The 13,270-nt window shown below is 70.7% G+C and carries 13 protein-coding genes; 5 read left to right on the top strand and 8 right to left on the bottom strand.

What is annotated here, in order from left to right:
• Positions 1-7 precede the first annotated feature (7 nt).
• Positions 8-1,654: a phenylacetic acid degradation protein PaaN gene (paaN, locus tag ID574_RS02955; RefSeq protein ID WP_188187190.1), complete on the bottom strand. Its 1,647-nt coding sequence runs from the start codon at positions 1,652-1,654 to the stop codon at positions 8-10.
• Positions 1,655-1,754: 100 nt separating this feature from the next.
• On the opposite strand from paaN, the gene paaI reads away from it, so the two are divergent.
• Both paaI and ID574_RS02945 read left to right on the top strand, forming a co-directional pair.
• Positions 1,755-2,129, top strand: coding sequence for a hydroxyphenylacetyl-CoA thioesterase PaaI (gene paaI, locus ID574_RS02950; RefSeq protein WP_188188246.1), 375 nt, complete (start codon positions 1,755-1,757; stop codon positions 2,127-2,129).
• A gap of 8 nt (positions 2,130-2,137) precedes the next feature.
• Positions 2,138-2,734: a TetR/AcrR family transcriptional regulator gene (locus tag ID574_RS02945; RefSeq protein WP_188187189.1), complete on the top strand. Its 597-nt coding sequence runs from the start codon at positions 2,138-2,140 to the stop codon at positions 2,732-2,734.
• Here the strand turns inward: ID574_RS02945 and ID574_RS02940 are convergent.
• The 4 genes from ID574_RS02940 to ID574_RS02925 all read right to left on the bottom strand — a co-directional run bounded on the left by ID574_RS02940 (position 2,723) and on the right by ID574_RS02925 (position 6,173).
• Positions 2,723-3,523 (bottom strand): hypothetical protein, encoded by an 801-nt coding sequence (locus tag ID574_RS02940; RefSeq protein WP_223166308.1) that lies wholly within the window; start codon positions 3,521-3,523, stop codon positions 2,723-2,725. The two genes, ID574_RS02945 and ID574_RS02940, sit on opposite strands and share 12 nt — an antisense overlap.
• 81 nt (positions 3,524-3,604) lie before the next feature.
• A complete protein-coding gene (locus ID574_RS02935) occupies positions 3,605-3,904 on the bottom strand; it encodes a DUF4193 domain-containing protein (RefSeq protein ID WP_020542847.1) in 300 nt (99 codons plus the stop codon).
• A 308-nt stretch (positions 3,905-4,212) separates the two neighbouring features.
• Positions 4,213-5,481, bottom strand: coding sequence for a sensor histidine kinase (locus ID574_RS02930; protein ID WP_188188244.1), 1,269 nt, complete (start codon positions 5,479-5,481; stop codon positions 4,213-4,215).
• A 38-nt stretch (positions 5,482-5,519) separates the two neighbouring features.
• Complete coding sequence (locus ID574_RS02925) at positions 5,520-6,173, bottom strand: response regulator transcription factor (protein ID WP_043614151.1); 654 nt, start codon at positions 6,171-6,173, stop codon at positions 5,520-5,522.
• 232 nt (positions 6,174-6,405) lie between these two features.
• On the opposite strand from ID574_RS02925, the gene ID574_RS02920 reads away from it, so the two are divergent.
• A complete protein-coding gene (locus ID574_RS02920) occupies positions 6,406-6,570 on the top strand; it encodes a hypothetical protein (protein WP_188187188.1) in 165 nt (54 codons plus the stop codon).
• Positions 6,571-6,879: 309 nt separating this feature from the next.
• Here ID574_RS02920 and ID574_RS02915 read toward each other — a convergent pair whose 3' ends face one another.
• Together ID574_RS02915 and ID574_RS02910 are read right to left on the bottom strand one after the other, a co-directional pair.
• Entirely contained in the window at positions 6,880-7,668 is a 789-nt protein-coding gene (locus ID574_RS02915) for an inositol monophosphatase family protein (protein WP_188187187.1), read from the bottom strand.
• Complete coding sequence (locus ID574_RS02910; protein ID WP_223166307.1) at positions 7,668-9,644, bottom strand: S9 family peptidase; 1,977 nt, start codon at positions 9,642-9,644, stop codon at positions 7,668-7,670. The genes ID574_RS02915 and ID574_RS02910 overlap by 1 nt, the downstream gene beginning before the upstream one ends.
• Positions 9,645-9,766: 122 nt before the next feature.
• On the opposite strand from ID574_RS02910, the gene ID574_RS02905 reads away from it, so the two are divergent.
• On the top strand, positions 9,767-10,720 hold the full coding sequence (locus ID574_RS02905; protein ID WP_188187186.1) for a ferrochelatase: 954 nt from the start codon (positions 9,767-9,769) through the stop codon (positions 10,718-10,720).
• A gap of 18 nt (positions 10,721-10,738) precedes the next feature.
• Here ID574_RS02905 and ID574_RS02900 read toward each other — a convergent pair whose 3' ends face one another.
• A complete protein-coding gene (locus ID574_RS02900; protein WP_188187185.1) occupies positions 10,739-11,914 on the bottom strand; it encodes a lytic transglycosylase domain-containing protein in 1,176 nt (391 codons plus the stop codon).
• Positions 11,915-12,006: 92 nt separating this feature from the next.
• Here ID574_RS02900 and ID574_RS02895 point away from each other — a divergent pair, with 92 nt between their 5' ends.
• Positions 12,007-13,212: an MFS transporter gene (locus tag ID574_RS02895; RefSeq protein WP_188187184.1), complete on the top strand. Its 1,206-nt coding sequence runs from the start codon at positions 12,007-12,009 to the stop codon at positions 13,210-13,212.
• Positions 13,213-13,270 lie beyond the last annotated feature (58 nt).

Here is a 13,270-nt window from a genome sequence, read left to right as displayed (position 1 = left end):
CCCGGGGTCAGGCCGGGCGGCGGGACTGCACCAGGTGGAAGCGCCCCGCCACGAACCCCGGGTCGGTCAGGGAGGCCGTGGCGGCGGGGTTGGCGCCGGTGCCGTGGTAGTCGCTGAAGGCGGCCGACTGGTTGACGAAGACGCCGCCGGTCAGGTTGCACGACAGGTTCACGCCCGCCTCCAGGGCCGCGCGTTCGGCCTGGTCGAGCACGTCCGGGGACGTCGAGTACGCCACGGCGGTCAGCGCGCCGCGCGCCGTGGTCGTGCGGCGCAGCACGTCCAGGCTCTCCGCGGTCGAGGACGTCGGGATGAGGAACGAGATGGGCCCGAAGTGCTCACGGCCGTAGACGTCCGAGGCGGCGGGGTCCACACGGACGATCACAGGCGTCCGGATCACCGCGTCAGGGAACGACGGGTGTGTGACGGCCCGTGACTCCAGCACCACCTCCCCCAGCGACGGCGCGCCCTCCACCCGCGCCAGCACGTCGGCGTTGACGACGGCGCCGATCAGCTCGACGGCGCGGGCGTCGTCGCCGAGCAGCTTGCCGACCGCCGCCGCCAGCCCCGAGGCGACCTCGTCGAAGCTCTTGTGCCCCTCGTCGGTCTCGATGCCGGCGGCGGGGACGAGGATGTTCTGCGGCGCGGTGCACATCTGGCCGCTGTAGAGGGACAACGAGAACGCCAGATTGTTGAGCATGCCCCGCCAGGAGTCGGTGGAGTCGAGGACGACGGCGTTGACCCCCGCCTTCTCGGTGTGGACGAGGGCCTGACGGGCGTTCTGCTCCAGCCACTCGCCGAACTCCGTGGAGCCGGTGAAGTCGACGATGCGCACGCCGGGATGGGTGGCCAAGGTCTTGGCCAGCCCCCGCCCCTCCTCGGCGGCCAGCGACACGAGCGCCGGGTCGAATCCGGCCTCGGCCAGCACCTCACGGGCGATCCGGACGGTGATCGCGAGCGGCAGGATCGCCCGCGGATGCGGCTTGACGATCACGGGGTTGCCGGTGACGAGCGAGGCGAACAGCCCCGGGTAGGCGTTCCACGTCGGGAACGTGTTGCACCCGATCACCAGGGCGACGCCCCTGGGCACGACGGTGAAGCGCTTGTCCATGACCAGCGGCTCGCCCTTGCCCGGCTTCTCCCAGCGGGCGGCGGCGGCCGAGGACGTCATGGCGGCGTAGCCGTACGCGACCGCCTCCAGCGCGCGGTCCTGCGCGTGCGGCCCGCCGGCCTGGAAGGCCATCACGAATGCCTGCCCGGTCGTGTGCTGCACCGCGTTGGCCAGCTCGAAGCTGCTCTGGTTGATCCGGTTGACGATCTCGACGCAGGTCAGGGCGCGGGCTTCGGGCCCGGCGTCCCGCCAGGCCGGCATCGCCGCCTTGGCGGCGCCGATCAGGTCCTCGACGACCGGCTCGGGGTAGGTGACGCCGAGGTCGATCCCGTACGGGGAGCGCTCGGCGCCGATCCACGACCCGGTGCCGGGCTGCTCGATGGGGAACGGCTTGCCGAGGTAGGACTCGAACGCCTCCTTGCCCCGCTCGGCCGCCCCCTCGCCGTACACGCGCGGGCTCGGCGACTCGGGATAGGCGCTCCAGTATCCCCGGCCGGCGATGGCGGAGAGTGCCTTCTCCAGGGTCTCGCGGTGCTGCTCGAACATGGTTGCTCACCCACTTGACAGGCATCGGCCAGACGATGAAGGGTTTACCGAACATTCGGTCAGTTGACAAGGGAGACCTGCGTTGGAGAGCGCGCGTCGCATGATGGACGCCGACACCGCCTCCGCGGCCCTGGGCATCGAGCTGACGGAGCTGGCGGCGGGCAGGGCGGTGTGCCGCATGAGCGTGACCGGCCAGATGATCAACGGGCACGGCCTGTGCCACGGCGGCTACGTCTTCCTGCTCGCCGACACGGCCTTCGCCTGCGCGTGCAACACCCGCGGCCCGGTGACGGTGGCGGCGGGCGCGGAGATCACGTTCGTCTCCCCCGCCCGCGAGGGCGACGTCCTGGTGGCCGAGGCCGCCGAGCGGACCCGCTACGGCCGCAGCGGCATCTACGACATCACCGTACGCAGGCTGGACGGAGAGGTGGTCGCGGAGTTCCGCGGCCGGAGCCGGGAGCTCAGATCAGGATAATGAGGCATATGGCCACCCCGACCCCCACCCGTCAGCGCCGGCGCGGGCACGACCCCGAGTCCGTGCTGTCGATCGCCGTGGACGTCTTCAACGAGCGCGGCTACGACGGGACGAGCATGGAGGACCTGGCCAGGGCGCTGGGCGTCACCAAGTCGGCGATCTACTACCACGTGCCGGGCAAGGAGCAGCTGCTGGCGCGGGCGCTCGACCGGGCGCTGGACGGGCTGTTCGAGCTGGCCGCCGACGAACGGGCGGCGGCGGGCCCGGCGATCGACCGGCTGGAGTGGGTCGTACGGCAGAGCGTGCGACTCCTCGTCGACCGGCTGCCGTACGTGACGCTGCTGCTCCGGGTGCGCGGCAACAGCCTGACCGAGCAGGCGGCGCTGGAGCGGCGCAGGGAGTTCGACGCGTTCGTCAGCCACCTCGTCAAGGAGGCGGCGGCGGAGGGCAGCATCCGGCCCGACCTGGATCCGGCGCTGGTGACGCGGTTGCTGTTCGGCACGGTGAACTCGATCGCGGAGTGGTATCGCCCCGCGCGTGGCGCGTCCGCGGACGAGCTGGCCGACGCGCTGATCAAGATGGCCTTCGGCGGGCTACGACGATAGCTCGTCGCGCCGCGGCGCGGGGGGCAGCTTGCCGCGCAGGTCGTTACGTACGGCCTCGGCCAGTTTCTTGGTCGCCATCCTGTTGAGCGCTCCGCCGGCGACCGCCCCGGTGAGGAACGGGCCCAGGGTGGTGAGGTGGCGCCCCAGCGTCCTCATGAGGCGGTTGCGCAGGGCCGTCTTGGTGGCGGCGCCGAGCGCGAGCGTGACGGACGTGGGAGCGAGGGGGTCGATGCCACGTTGTCTGGCCCAGGCGCTCGTGAACGCGAACGCGCGCTGGGCGCCGGTGCCGTGCACGCGTACGCCGTAGACCTCATGGAGCTCGGCCAGGAGCTTGACCTCGATGGCGGCGACGACGATCGTCTCGGCGACGAGCTGCGCGGGGGCGGAGAGCAGGAGGGGTGGTGCGGCGAACTCGGCCGCCGCGAGCGCTCCGCCGATGGCGCCGACCGTCATCGTGGCCTTCTGGGCGGTGCGCACCAAGTCGTCGGCGAGTTCTTCGCCGGTGAGGCCGTGATGATGCTCAGAGAGGGTGTGCAGATCCCGGATCGGAATGCGCGGCGCGATGTTGAGGAAGACGTCGGCCAGCCAGCGTCCCCGGCCCGCGCCGGTCTCCTTCGCCTTCTTGGCTCCGGCGGACAGGGCCTGGGCTAGTCGGCCGAGCAGCTTGCGCCGCTCGGCCGGCTCGAGCTCACCGGGCGTGGTGAGCCTGCCTACGAGCTCGCCGACCTCCTTCTCGGGGTCGGCGATCTCGTTGCCCGGTTGTTGACGATCTTTCTCCGGTACGGCCACGCGATGCCTCCGTCTCCTTGGTCGCGACCGCTCAGGGCTCGCCGTCTCGGTTCCCCGATGTCGTACCCTGAGCCAAGGCGATCAGGCGGCGCACTCCCGGCACACCTGCTGGCCGTTCTTCTCGGAGGCCAGCTGGCTGCGGTGATGCACCAGGAAGCAGCGCGAGCAGGTGAACTCGTCGGCCTGACGGGGGATCACCCGCAGGGAGAGCTCTTCGTTCGACAGATCCGCACCGGGCAGCTCGAGCGACTCGGCCAGGTCGGTCTCGTCGATGTCGATGCTGCCGGACGACTTGTCGGTGCGCCGCGCCTGGAGTTCCTGAAGGCTGTCTTCCCCCAGGTCGTCGTCTGTCTTGCGCGGGCTGTCGTAGTCGGTAGCCATTGTGCTTACTCCATCCCCCTCATCTATATGTCCTCGCGCTCGTCGCGCGTCTTCTAACGTCCGGGAGGGTCGTCTTGTGCCCGTTCCGCCCAGGAGATTTCCCATCGGTACCCCGCTGGAACGGACAACGAACCTCCCAACACGTCAGGGCCTGCTGCCGTCGGCAATGGTTAGCCAAATATGGCGAAACCCACAGCCTTGGCGTCATGCACCACCGTGTTCGACGGCACATCCAACCACATGTGCGCCGAGAACGAGACGCCCCCCGTGCATCAACACGCGGACGAACGTCCCCGGAGCAACACGAGTCACCGTCTCGGCAGCCGAATGGTCACCACAAGCCCGCCGCCGTCGCGCGGTACGGCGGCGACATTTCCGCCGTGCGCCTGCACGACCGCGCGGACGATGGACAACCCGAGACCCGATCCCTTGGCCGAATCCACGCGGTCGGCGTGGAGCCTCCTGAACGGCTCGAACAGGCTGTTGACCTCGTACGCCGGGACATGCTGCCCCGTGTTGGCCACCTGAACAACCAAGGCACCGTCCACCATTCCCGTCCGGATCCAGACTTTTCCGTTTTCGGGAATGTTGTACTTGACGGCGTTCTCCAGCAGGTTGCTGACGGAGCGCTCCAGGAGCACGGGATCGCCTATGGTAGGCGCGCTGACCAGATCGGTGGTTATGGTCACGCCGTGCTCCTCGGCGAACGGCATGACCTGTTCCACGGCCGTCTGAGCGACTTCCTGAACGTCGACCGGTTTGCGCACGGCGAGTTCGCGCTCGCTCCTGGCGAGCAGCAGCAGTCCCTCGATGAGCTTCTCGTTACGCGCGTTGACTTCGAGGAGGGTACGGCCGAGCGCTTTGAGGTCCTCGGACGCCTCCGGATCCGACAGGGCGATCTCCAGGACGGTCCGGTTAATGGTGAGGGGAGTCCGCAATTCGTGGGAGGCATTGGCCACGAATCTGCGCTGGGTGTCGAAGGCGATGTTGAGCCGGGTGAGCATGGCGTCGAAGGTGTCGGCCAGCTCCTTCAGCTCGTCGTTGGGGCCTTCCAGGGCGATGCGCTGGTGGGCCAGGGTGCTCTCGGAGAGCTTGCGGGCAGTACCGGTCATCTTCGCCACCGGCCGCAGGGCGCGGTCGGCGACGAAGTAACCGATGATGAGCGCGAGGATGCTCACGCCGACCAGCGCGAGGAAGGCGTTCTGCAGCAGCACGTCGCGCGCCTTCAGCACCGTCGCCTCTTTGGCCTCGGCCCACTGGGCCTGCATGACCGCCGCGTCGATGGGATCGACGCCGCGGGTCCTGAGGTCGGGCCAGACGAACTCGATCGTGTTGCCGACGACGGCGTACATGGCGAACAGCAGCGCCGCCGCCGCCAGGAACACCAGACCGCTGTAGGTGAGCGTGAGCCGCCACCGGATGCTGAGCTTCTCCGGGAGCGCCTTCATCCGCGCCATCGTGGTGCGCTGCGCAGGCAGATGCTCCGGAGGGGGCGGGCCGTCCCAGGCGGGCGGGCCGCTGGGCGGCGGCGCCTCCTGCACACGCGTCACTTTGCGCTCCGAATGGGGGCTGATCATGGGATGCGTCGGCCCCGCCTGGCGCTTTGGCCCTTCAGTCACAGTTTGTACCCAACCCCGGGCACAGTCTCGATCACCTGAGGCTCGCCCAGCTTCTTCCGCAGCGTCATCATGGTCACCCTGACCACGTTCGTGAACGGGTCGATGTTCTCGTCCCACGCCTTGTCCAGCAGGTCCTCCTGGCTGACGACGGCGCCCTCGGCCCGCATCAGCTCCTCCAGGACCGCGAACTCCTTCTTGGTCAGCACGACCTCCCTGCCGTCGCGCTCCACCAGCCGCTTGCCCGGGTCGAGCCGGATCCCGGCCCGCTCCAGGACCGGCGGCAGGGCGGGCGCGGAGCGGCGGCCGAGCGCGCGGACCCTGGCGACGAGCTCGATGAACACGAACGGCTTGGCGAGGTAGTCGTCGGCGCCCAGGCCGAGCCCCTCCACCTTGTCGTCCACGTCGCCCGACGCGGTCAGCATCAGGATCCGCGAGGCGGTCCGCTGCTCGACCAGCCGGCGGCAGACCTCGTCTCCGTGCACGACCGGCAGGTCGCGGTCCAGCACGATCACGTCGTAGTCGATGTAGGAGGTCCGCTCGAGCGCGCCGCCGCCGTCGTAGGCCACGTCCACCGCCATGGCCTCGCGCCGCAGCCCGGTCGCGATCGCGTCGGCGAGCACCCGCTCATCCTCCACCACCAGCACTCGCACGCCTGGAACACCTCTCTCCGATTCTGGTCACTCATTCTGCCCACAGGCTCGATAAGCGCACGGTAAGGCATGTTCAGGCCTCGGTGACCACCTGGTGAGGGGGAGCGCCGGAAATTCATGTTTCGGGGGGCAAGGTGGCGGGGTATGCCTGCGGGACACCCATTGCCAGGACATCGTCCGGCAATGGGCAAACATCGCCCTTGCACGAGCGAACCCCTAGAGAGTAGGTGAGATGGGCGAGTTCACGACCACGATCGAACACCGCCTCGACCAGGCTTACAAGGGCCTTCGGGAGGCCCGTAGCGTCGGCGACGACTACCTCGCCGACACGCTCACCGCCGAGATCGAGGACCTGCGCCGACTGGCGGACGATCACGGCATCGCGTTGCCCCGCTAGCCCACGCGAAACGGCCGGAGCCTGCGCGGCTCCGGCCGTTTCGCGTCGCCGGGCGCCCTTGCCCGCTGCCGGTCCCTCCCGGAGACCCCAACGGGGGGATGGGGCTGAGGTCCTCTCGGAAGAAGGACGGGCATCCTCCCAGCACGCCGGGCCGGATCCTTTCGGGCACGCCGTGCAGAGGCCCTCCCGCGCACGCCGGGCCGAGGTCCTCTCGGGCACACCCCCCGAGAGGGACAACGCCCGTGCCCTCCCCGGACAGGCAACGCGTCCGACCTCCCGGGAGAGGATCGGCGGATGTCGGTGAGAGGGTCAGGCGTCGCGTTCGGGGTTCAGCGTCACCAGCAGGTCGTGCAGTTCCTCGAACAGACCGGGACCGGCGCAGAGCGCGAACTCCGGGCTCACCGGACGGCCGCGCAGCCCGCCCAGCCGGGCCCCCGACTCCGTCGCCACCAGGCCGGCGGCGGCGTAGTCCCACGGGTTGATGCCCCGCTCGTAGTACGCGTCCACGCGCCCGGCCGCCAGCGAGCACAGGTCGATCGCGCACGAGCCGCCCCGCCGGATGTCGCGCACCCGCGGCAGCACCGCCGCGACCACCTGCCCCTGGACGGCCCGCCGCTCGACCGCGTAGCCGAACCCGGTCGCGACCAGCGCCTGGGCGAGCGGCACCCCGGTGTTGCAGTGCAGCCGCTCGCCCCCGAGCCAGGCGCCCTCGCCGAGCGCGGCCGTGTAGACCTCGCCCCGCGCCGGGACGTTGACCACCCCGGCCACGACCCGGCCGCCGACCTCGACGGCGATCGACACCGCCCATTCGGGCAGGCCGTACAGGAAGTTGACGGTGCCGTCGATGGGGTCGACGATCCAGCGCACGTCGGACTCGCCGGGCTCCTCCCCGCCCTCCTCGCCGAGGATGCGGTCGCCGGGCCTGGCGGCCAGGATGCGCTCGCGGATGAGCGACTCCGACGCCGTGTCGAGGGCGGTGACCACGTCGGTGGGGCTGGACTTGGTCTCGATCTCCTCGGACATCGTCGGGCGCTTGGCGAGGAGCATGTCCCCCGCCTCACGGGCGATGTCCTCGGCCAGTCGCAGGAAGTCGCTCATCACGCCACCGAGTCCGGGCGCTTCCACTCCTGGCCGAGCACGTGCTGTGCCAGGAAGGCGAGGACGGTCTCGTACCAGGCGACGATGTTGCCCGGCTTGAGTATCCAGTGGTTCTCGTCGGGGAAGTACAGGAACTTCGCCTCGATCTCACTCCGTTGCAGGTCCCGCCACAGGCGCAGGGCCTCGCCGATCGGCACGCGGTAGTCCTTGTCGCCGTGGATGACGAGCATCGGCGTGGTGATCTTGTCGATGGAGAGGTGCGGGGAGAGCCGCTCGTACCGCTCGGAGCCCGGCAGGCCGAACTCCCGCTGCCAGTACATCGCGACGTCGGTGGTGCCGGCGAACTGGTCGAGGCTCCACAGCGAGGCGTGGGTGACGATGGCCTTGTAGCGGTCGCTGTGGCCGGCGAGCCAGTTGGCCATGTAGCCCCCGAACGAGCCACCCATGGCGCCGACGCGCTCGCTGTCGATGTCGTCCCTGGCCAGGGCGACGTCCACGATCGCGTCGAGGTCGGCCTGGGTGCGCGGGCCCCAGTCGCCCCAGCCGCGGTCGATCATGTCCTGACCGTAACCCGTGGACAGGCACGGGTCCGGCATCAACACGGCGTAACCGTGCTCGGCCATGATCCAGGACTGCCAGCGCCACTGCCAGTCGTTCCAGGACGCGACCGGGCCTCCGTGGATCCACAGCAGGAACGGCGCCGGGTCCTCGGCGGAGGCGCCCTCGGGCAGCACGAGCCAGCCGCGAACCGTGGCGCCGTCGTCGGCGGTGGCCGAGATCTCGGTGAGCGTGCCGCGGACCTCGGGGCGCGGCGCGGGCGAGGGCAGGTCGGTGATCTCGCCGGTGGCCACGTCGATCCTGGCCGGGGCGGGGGCGAGGTTGATCGCGCTGCGCAGGGCGTACACGAAGCGGCCGTCGGCGGAGGCGTTGAGCCCGAGGTACGCGGCGTCGTCACCGGTCAGTCTTGCCACTTCCCCGTCCAGCGGGACGCGGAAGATCGGGCGGCGGCCCCGGTGGTCGGCGGCGATGTAGACGGCCGAGGAGTCCGGCGCCCATTCGACGTCGGCGGGGAACAGGTCGGGCGCGTACGCGCGGCCCTCGCCGGTGGCCAGGTCGGCGATCCACAGCTCGCTGCGGGCCGAGACGTCCACGGCGGTGAACCGCTCGCGGGAGCAGGCCACGCGGGCGCCGTCGGGGGAGATCGCGATGGGGCCCGTGAAGTCGTGGCCGTCCTGGGTGAGCAGCGTGCGCCGCTCCCCGGTGGCGACGTCGACGGCCACCAGGTCGGTACGGAACTCACCCTTCGCCAGGTCCGTCCGCCACGTCGTGATCACGGTGGCGCCGTCGGGCGTCAGCTCGAACGCGACCTCACGCAGCGCCTCGCCGGCGTCGGGCGTCAGGTCGCGCACGTCCTCCAGCCGGTCGGCGCCGAGCCGGGCGGCGAAGAGCCGGGTGCGGCCGGGGCCGAGGTCGTGGTCCCAGTAGCGGACGGGAGAGCCCTCGTGCAGGATCGCGCTGATCCCGGCCTCCTTGCGGGCCTTGCGCTTCTCCTCCTCGGCCGCCTCCTCCCCATCCAGCACGTCCGAGGCGAACACGACCACGTCACCCGCGGTGCGCACGGCCCCGATCCCCCCGGGCCTGGCGGCCACCTGGCGGGACTCGCCGCCGGCGCGCGGCAGCAGCCAGAGCGAGGGGACCTCGTCGGTGGAGTCCTTGACCGTGGGGTCGGGGCGGGCCGAGGTGAACAGCACGTCGCCCGCGTCGGTGAAGACGGCGGCCGACTCGCCCTTGGCGGAGCGGGTCAGGCGGTAGGGGTCGCCGTCGAGCGGGATCGCCCAGAGCGCGGTGCCGTACGACTTGCCGTCGGGGTTGAGGGACTGGACCGCCGAGATCAACCGTGAGCCGTCGGGGGAGAGCCGCAGCGAGAGAACCCGGGGGATGGCCACATAGTCACGTATGTCGTTGAATGCGCTCACTCGATCGAACCTACCTTGCGTCGGTGACCGTCGCACCGTGCCGCAACCGCCACTCCGCCGCCCTTCCTTCGGGGGCGGGGGAAGGCTGCGGGGGCACTGCCCCGCGCGAATAAGGTTGTCACGTGGGTGACTACGACGCTCTGCTGGTCCTGTCGTTCGGCGGCCCCGAAGGGCCCGACGACGTGATGCCGTTCCTGGAAAACGTCGTGCGCGGGCGCGGCGTGCCGCGCGAGCGGCTGCTCGCGGTGGCCGAGCACTACCAGAGTTTCGGCGGGGTCAGCCCGATCAACCAGCAGAACCGCGACCTGATCGAGGCCCTGCGCCCGGTCGTCGACGTGCCGATCTACTGGGGCAACCGCAACTGGCACCCGTTCGGCGAGGACACGGTGCGGCAGATGAAGGCCGACGGCGTCCGCAGGGCGGCCGTCTTCGCCACGTCGGCGTTCGCGGGCTACTCCAGCTGCCGCCAGTATTACGAGGACATCGCCAGGATCTCCGTCGAGGGCGGCCCCGAGCTGGTCAAGATGCGGCACTTCGGCGATCATCCGGGGTTCGTCGCCGCCATGGCCGACCACACGCGGGCGGCGCTGGAGCGGCTCGGCCGCGACGACGCCAGGCTCGTGTTCACCGCGCACAGCATCCCGGTCTCGATGGCCGAGACCGCGGGCCCGTCCGGCGGGCTCTACGAGGCGCAGCTGCGCAGGAGCGCCGAGCTCGTCAGCCGGGCGCTCGGCCGGAGCGAGCCGTGGGACCTGGTGTGGCAGTCGCGCAGCGGCCCGCCGCAGGTGCCGTGGCTGGAGCCGGACGTCTGCGACTACCTGCAGAAGACCGACGCCCGCTCGGTCGTGCTGGTGCCGATCGGGTTCGTCTCCGACCACATGGAGGTCGTCTACGACCTCGACACCGAGGCCAGGCAGGTGGCCGCCGAGCTCGGCCTGCCCCTGGAGCGGGCGGCGACCGCGGGCACCCACCCGCGTTTCGTCGGGATGGTGCGCGAGCTGATGGACGAGCCGGAGCCCGTCCCGTGCGCGCTCACCTGCTGCCCGGCGCCTGTTCGCGGGCGTCCTCAGGCGTAAGGGCGGGCGTACGCCGCCTCAGGCGTACGTGCGGGCGTACGCCTCGGCGATGCCCATGACCTTGTTCACGTAGTCCCACGAGTGGTTGTAGAACCAGATCGCCTTGCGCAGCTTCTCGCCGCCCTTGCCCGCGCCGTTGGCGCACAGGTAGTTGGCCGCGCTCGGCACCGCGTCGTACGGGCTCCAGATGTCGGCCTTGCCGTCCCCGTCGCCGTCCACGCCGTAGTGCTTCCAGGTCGCGGGCATGAACTGCATGGGGCCGAGCGCGCCCGCGCTCGACGGCCCGTTGTTGCGCCCGTGCCCGCTCTCGACCTGCCCGATCGCGGCCAGCACCGTCCATGAGAGTCCGGGGCAGCGAGTGGCCGAGGCCTTGTAGAGCTCCAGGTAGCTGCCGGGGCGGCCGACGTTGACCGTCTGCGGGCTCTGCCGGTCCGGCTGATTGCTCTTGGGGGTGCGCGCGTGCGCGTCGAGCGTGACGACCTGGGAGCCCTTGCCGAGCAGCTTCCGCACGCCCGCCGCGCTGATCTTGCCCGGCTTGCCGTGCAGCAGCACCGCGACGCCGGGCGCGAACCCCAGCGACCTGCCCACGTCGGCGCTCACGAGCCCGTCCACGCCCGCGAGCCCGAGCGTGGCCGAGGCCGCGACGCGCAGCTTGGGGCCGCCGTCCACCTGGTACATCGCCCCGAGCATCATCCCGAGCCTGCGCATCGAGCCCGCGTCGGCCACCAGCTCTCCCCTGGCCAGCGCGCTCCACACGGCCGGCTGGTCGGCGACGGGCTGCGGCGTCCAGGAGCGGAAGTCGACCGGGTCGACGGCCAGCAGGTTCAGCCCGGTGCCCGACACCGTGACCGCGCCCGCGTCCACGACGATCGCCTTCTGGACGTGCTTCAGCGCGCCGAGCTTGAGCCGGGTCTCCTTGGGCACGGCGGACCGGGCGATCGCCAGTACGCGCGGCGGGGTCGCGGTGACGCCGGGGCCTCCCGCGCCGAAGTCCTGGACCGGCTGGGCCGTGGGCACGAGCTGGTCGAGGCGGGGCGCGGCGGACGGCTGGCGAGACGGCCTCCGTACCGGCTCTTGTGAGGTTCCGACCAGGTCGTCGTCCAGCATCACGGTGACGACGCCGGCCGCGGCCGTGACCGCGAGCACGGCGGTGACCATGAGCATGACCGCGCGCAACGAGGGAAGACCGGACACTCGGGACAGGTTAGCCCAGCCGACCGGAAAACCATTTGCTATCACAACATTCGTGCGCAATGGTTAGCTGGCCGAAGTAAGGAGGAAACGGGGTGGTCGGGCCTTACCGGGGGCTGTTCAACGGGCCTGGCATCAAGGCGTTCGTGCTCGCCGGCTTCGTCGGGCGCATGCCGATGTCGATGCTGGGGATCGGGATCGTCTTACTGATCTCCGCCCTCACCGAGTCCTACGCCACCGCCGGCGCGGTCGCCGCGACCACCAACGTGGCCTTCGCGGTGGGCGCCCCGTTGTCCGGGCGCCTCGTGGACCGGTTCGGGCAGAGCCGGGTGATCCCGCCGTTCGCCGTGATCAACGCGCTCGCTCTGGCCGCCCTCATGGTCAGCGCCGGCCTCCGGCTGCCCGAGTGGACGCTGTACGTCTCCGGCCTGGTCGTCGGGGCCACGTCGCTGTCGGTCGGCTCGATGGTGCGGGCCCGCTGGTCGGTCATCCACGGCGGCTCCGGCAAGCTGCACACCGCCTTCGCCTTCGAGTCCGTGGTCGACGAGGTCGTCTTCGTCACCGGGCCGGCGCTGGTCACGGTGCTGGCCACCGAGATCAACCCGTACATGGGCCTGATCGTGGCGCTGGTCTTCATGTTCGTCGGCCTCGTGGCGCTGGCGGCGCAGCGGCGCACGCAGCCGCCCGTCCACGAGCAGAGCAGGTCGGCGAACGGCACGCCCATCCTCATCCCCGGGATCGCCCTGCTGTCGTGCGTCTACCTGGCGATGGGGGCGGTGTTCGGCTCCGTGGACCTGATCACCGTGGCGTTCGCGGACGAGCGCGGGGTCAAGGGCGCCGCGGGGTTCCTGCTGGCCGCGTTCGCGGGCGGGTCGATGGTGTCGGGGCTCTGGTTCGGGTCCAGGAACTGGCGGATCTCGTTGCGGCGCCGCTTCGTCCGGGCGCTGGGCGTGTTCGCGCTGGGCCTCCTGCCGATCGTGTTCATCGGGGACGCGTGGATCATGGCCGCGGCGCTCTTCCTGGCCGGGTTCGCGATCTCGCCGACGCTCATCACCGGCTTCTCGCTCACCGAGCGGCTGGTGCCGCCGTCCCTGCTCACGGAGGGGATGGCGTGGATCTCCACCGCGCTCGGCTTCGGCGTGGCGATCGGCGCGTGGGCGGGCGGCCGGCTCACCGAGACGTACGGCGCGTCCAACGCGTACGTCTTCTCGCTGGGGGCGGCGGCCCTGGCGGTGATGGTCGGGATCGGAGGTTCGGGTTTCCTGAGACTTCCCGAGGCTCCTTCACCTGCCAAGAGTTGATCCGCTACGGTCGGGACATCCCTCGCAACACCCATCACAATGGAAGCTCTATTTATGT

Origin of the sequence: Nonomuraea sp. SYSU D8015 (assembly GCF_008065375.1) — a bacterium.
Lineage (GTDB): Bacteria > Actinomycetota > Actinomycetes > Streptosporangiales > Streptosporangiaceae > Nonomuraea.
This window is presented reverse-complemented; position numbering and strand designations above follow the sequence as displayed.

Coding starts and splice junctions, on each gene's coding strand:
- paaN (WP_188187190.1), bottom strand. CDS start 1,654: ATGTTCGAGCAGCACCGCGAGACCCTGGAGAAGGCACTCTCCGCCATC.
- ID574_RS02920 (WP_188187188.1), top strand. CDS start 6,406: ATGGGCGAGTTCACGACCACGATCGAACACCGCCTCGACCAGGCTTAC.
- ID574_RS02915 (WP_188187187.1), bottom strand. CDS start 7,668: ATGAGCGACTTCCTGCGACTGGCCGAGGACATCGCCCGTGAGGCGGGG.
- ID574_RS02930 (WP_188188244.1), bottom strand. CDS start 5,481: ATGATCAGCCCCCATTCGGAGCGCAAAGTGACGCGTGTGCAGGAGGCG.
- ID574_RS02935 (WP_020542847.1), bottom strand. CDS start 3,904: ATGGCTACCGACTACGACAGCCCGCGCAAGACAGACGACGACCTGGGG.
- paaI (WP_188188246.1), top strand. CDS start 1,755: ATGATGGACGCCGACACCGCCTCCGCGGCCCTGGGCATCGAGCTGACG.
- ID574_RS02945 (WP_188187189.1), top strand. CDS start 2,138: ATGGCCACCCCGACCCCCACCCGTCAGCGCCGGCGCGGGCACGACCCC.